5 protein-coding genes and 2 pseudogenes are annotated in these 3,843 nt (G+C 42.9%); 6 read left to right on the top strand and 1 reads right to left on the bottom strand.

Annotated elements, in window-relative coordinates; translation table 11 throughout:
- From AC075J_RS00220 to AC075J_RS00210, 3 genes and pseudogenes are all read left to right on the top strand, one after another.
- A partial coding sequence (locus AC075J_RS00220) for a glutamate ligase domain-containing protein (RefSeq protein WP_476389819.1) occupies nucleotides 1-319 on the top strand: 319 nt, incomplete at its 5' end.
- A 21-nt stretch (nucleotides 320-340) separates the two neighbouring features.
- On the top strand, nucleotides 341-892 hold the full coding sequence (locus AC075J_RS00215; protein ID WP_476389818.1) for a chorismate mutase: 552 nt from the start codon (nucleotides 341-343) through the stop codon (nucleotides 890-892).
- A pseudogene (locus AC075J_RS00210) lies at nucleotides 814-1,146 on the top strand (prephenate dehydratase domain-containing protein); the annotation flags it as partial. The gene AC075J_RS00215 and the pseudogene AC075J_RS00210, both read left to right, overlap by 79 nt.
- A 193-nt stretch (nucleotides 1,147-1,339) precedes the next feature.
- On the opposite strand, the pseudogene AC075J_RS00205 reads toward AC075J_RS00210, so the two are convergent.
- Nucleotides 1,340-1,546 (bottom strand): annotated as a pseudogene (locus AC075J_RS00205) (DUF6783 domain-containing protein); the annotation flags it as partial.
- Here AC075J_RS00205 and AC075J_RS00200 point away from each other — a divergent pair.
- From AC075J_RS00200 to AC075J_RS00190, 3 genes are all read left to right on the top strand, one after another.
- Nucleotides 1,499-1,621: a DUF6783 domain-containing protein gene (locus AC075J_RS00200; protein WP_465078647.1), complete on the top strand. Its 123-nt coding sequence runs from the start codon at nucleotides 1,499-1,501 to the stop codon at nucleotides 1,619-1,621. The pseudogene AC075J_RS00205 and the gene AC075J_RS00200 sit on opposite strands and share 48 nt — an antisense overlap.
- A 34-nt stretch (nucleotides 1,622-1,655) precedes the next feature.
- Nucleotides 1,656-2,963, top strand: coding sequence for an ATP-binding protein (locus tag AC075J_RS00195; RefSeq protein WP_008707619.1), 1,308 nt, complete (start codon nucleotides 1,656-1,658; stop codon nucleotides 2,961-2,963).
- Between the two features lie 36 nt (nucleotides 2,964-2,999).
- On the top strand, nucleotides 3,000-3,843 hold an 844-nt coding region (locus AC075J_RS00190; RefSeq protein WP_476389817.1), incomplete at its 3' end, for a Ppx/GppA phosphatase family protein.

The following is a 3,843-nucleotide window of genomic DNA, read 5'->3' as shown; positions in this document are numbered from 1 at the left end:
AGAGCATTATTTTAAGGGAAAACGGATCATCTATATTATGGGAGTGTTTGCAGATAAGGATTACAGAAGTGTGATTCAGAAAACTGCGCACTTTGCAGACCGGATACTTACGATCCAGACTCCGGATAATATAAGGGCGTTGCCTGCCGGAGAGCTGGCGAAGACTGTCAGTGAATACAATCCCAATGTACAGGCAATGGATACGATTAAAGATGCAGTGGAGGAGGCTTTTTCACTTGCCGGGGAACAGGATGTGATCATTGCCTTTGGTTCTCTTTCCTTTATCGGAGAGATGACTGATATTGTAGAGAATTTGTGAAAGTAAAAAGGTATAACATAAATGATAGATTTACAGGAATGCAGAAATGAAATAGATAAGATCGACAGCGATATCATACGTCTTTTTGAACAGAGAATGAAGGTGTGTGAGGATGTTGCAGAATATAAGATACGTACAGGAAAGAAGGTTCTGGATCCGGAAAGAGAGAGACAGAAGCTGGAGGTCCTGAGAGGTAAGGCGCATGGAGAATTTAATCAGCTTGGTGCGCAGGAGCTTTTTCAGCAGATCATGGCGATCAGCCGTAAGAGACAGTATCAGCTTCTCACAGAGCATGGAATCGAGGACGATGAGAAACTGGAAATGGTAGATGCACTTCCGCTGAAAGATGTAAGAGTTGTCTTTCAGGGTGTGGAAGGTGCATACAGCTATGCTGCAATGAGGGAATATTTCCAGGACGATATTGAGAGTTTTCATGTAAAAACCTGGCGCGATGCAATGGAAGCAGTTGTGGAGGAAGAGCAGACTATGCGGTACTTCCCATTGAGAATACAACTGCCGGTATTGTTGCTGATATTTATGATCTTCTTACAGAGTATGAGCTTAGCATTGTAGGAGAACAGATCATCCGTCCGGAGCATGTACTTCTGGGACTGCCGGATGCTGAACTGGAGGATATCAGACAGGTATGTTCTCATCCTCAGGCACTTTCCCAGTGTGGAAAATATCTGGAATCTCATCCGGACTGGAAGAAGAAAGAGATGGAAAATACTGCCGGTTCTGCCAAGAAGATAAAAGAAGACAATGACAAGACGCAGGCAGCTATTGCCAGCAGACAGGCAGGAGAGCTTTACGGACTGAAGATCCTGGCTGAGAATATCTGCTATAACGGACAGAATGCCACACGTTTTGTGATCGTGAGTAAGAAACCGATCTATGTGAAGGATGCACATAAGATCAGTATTTTCTTTGAACTGCATCATGAGAGCGGAACTCTTTACAATATGTTGTCTCACATTATTTATAATGGACTGAATATGACGAAGATTGAATCCCGCCCGATCACAGGGAAGAACTGGCAGTACCGTTTTTTTGTTGATTTCGAGGGAAATTTAAAGGACAGTGCAGTGAAGAATGCCCTGAGAGGAATTGAGGCAGAAGCTGACAGAATGAGAATTTTGGGAAATTATTAAAAATCATTTCCATAATGCCAGAGCGTGTTTGAAAAATCATTTCCACAATCTGCACGTCCCACTTTGCGGCATATTTTGCGTAAAGCATTTTTCAAACACACTCTGGTACATCGTTTTCGAAATAATTATACCACTCACAGCAGAACAATAAGATAAAACAACAAGGTAAGAAGGAAGTAATAAAAATGGCTAGATTAAATGAATGCATCTTATACCGTAACTTTGAACATGGAGAAATCCTTGATAAAATGGCAGAACTGATGAATGCCTGGGAACAGAAAGCACCTGATCTGAAAGAAAAGGAAGGGCTGTTCTTTGAGTGTGCCAACGGACTGGTGGAAACTGCCGGCGCTTATGGATTTTCCGGAAATTTATGGCACTGTTATCTGACATTTCTTCTGGTAAATAATGAAAATGCATTCAGTACAGCCTGTGAGATCAGAGGGGCTGTCAACGGAAGTATTAATGAACTGGCACTGAATGATTTCGGTGTGTTTAAAGAACTGTATGATTTTGACCTGACTGTACTGGATGAGGCATTTGGAATTTCCTGCTGTAAGGTTCTCGGTGATTATACCAACACCGGAAGTAACAGCAAGATGTTTAATTCCCGTATCAGAGACCGTATCTGTGATCTGAGCAAAACGCTGGCAGCAGCGGAGTCCACAGAGGAATTCATGAAGGATATGGTACAGTTTTATAAGGATTTTGGTGTGGGTAAGCTGGGATTACATAAGGCTTTTCGTGTAGGCCATGATGAGAATGATAATGTGGAGATCCAGCCGATCACAAGGATCGCTCATGTGAAACTGGAAGACCTGGTCGGATATGAAATCCCGAAGCAGAAACTGATCGAGAATACAGAAGCTTTCGTAAGAGGCAGAAAGGCAAACAACTGTCTGCTTTTTGGTGATGCGGGTACAGGTAAATCCTCAAGTATCAAGGGAATCCTGAACCGTTATTATGATGAGGGACTTCGTATTATCGAGGTGTATAAGCATCAGTTTCAGGATCTGAATGATGTGATCGCCCAGATCAAGAACAGAAACTATAAATTCATTATCTATATGGATGATCTGTCATTCGAGGAATTTGAAATCGAATATAAATATCTGAAGGCAGTGATCGAGGGGGGTCTGGAGAAGAAGCCGGACAATATCCTGATCTATGCAACAAGTAACAGAAGACATCTGGTAAGAGAGAAATCCAGTGATAAGCTGGAGATCATGGATGATGACGATCTGCATTCCTCCGATACAGTGCAGGAGAAGCTTTCACTGGTTTATCGTTTTGGTGTCCGTATTTACTATGGCGCACCGAGCAAAAAAGAATTCCAGACAATTGTGAAAGCTCTCGCAGAGAGAAACGGAATTACCATGCCGGAGGACGAGCTGCTTCTGGAAGCAAATAAGTGGGAGCTTTCCCATGGAGGACTTACAGGACGAACTGCACAGCAGTTTATCGACCATCTGCTGGGTGTGGAGAAGGAATAAAAAAGCAAATAGATGAATGGTAAAGGGGGAACGCATATGGCAGTCATGACATTTGCAGCCATTGACATCGGATCTTATGAAGTCAGCATGAAGATCTTTGAGATGTCAAAAAGAATTGGTTTTCGTGAACTGAATGATGTCAGATACAGTCTGGAAATCGGAAAGGGTGTCTATTCTGACGGAAAGATCGATTCAGAAATGCTGAATGTTTTATGTGAGGTGCTGAACGACTTTAAGAGGCTGATGCAGGACTTTGGGGTGGAAGAGTATCGTGCCTGCGGCACCAGTGCATTCAGAGAACTTGTGAATCCGCTGCTGATCATTGAACAGATCTATCAGCGTACAGGAATGAAAATTGAAATATTAAGCAGTGCAGAACAGCATTTCCTTGGGTACAAATCAATTGCTGCTATAGAAAAGGGATTCAAAAAGATGATCCAGAAAGGCACCGCGATCCTGGATGTGGGCGGCGGAAGCCTTCAGGTTTCCCTCTTTGACAAGGATGCTCTGGTCACTACCCAGGGACTTAAAATGGGAAGTTTAAGAATCCGCCAGCGTCTGCAGGAACTGGAGAAAACAACCATTCATTATGACAAGCTGGTTGAGGAATTTATCCGAAATGACCTGATGAGCTTTCAGCGTCTGTATCTGAAGGATAAGGAGATCAGGAATGTGATCCTGATGGGAGATTTTATTACAGATATGATCTTCCAGGAGGAAATGGAAGACAGGATCATTACAAGGGAAGAATTTATGAAACGCTATGAGGATACAGTTGGAAAATCTGTTGACCTGCTGGCACAGGAGATGGAGATTGATCCGGAATATGCATCCCTTGTTGTGCCGACCATGGTAGTGTGCAGAAATTTTATTGATATTT

Source organism: Blautia sp. ZXY-1-C6 (assembly GCF_056339875.1).
This window is presented reverse-complemented; position numbering and strand designations above follow the sequence as displayed.

Bases quoted from the DNA above. Each gene is read 5' to 3' on its own strand.
- AC075J_RS00215 (WP_476389818.1), top strand. From the start codon at position 341: ATGATAGATTTACAGGAATGCAGAAATGAAATAGATAAGATCGACAGC.
- AC075J_RS00195 (WP_008707619.1), top strand. From the start codon at position 1,656: ATGGCTAGATTAAATGAATGCATCTTATACCGTAACTTTGAACATGGA.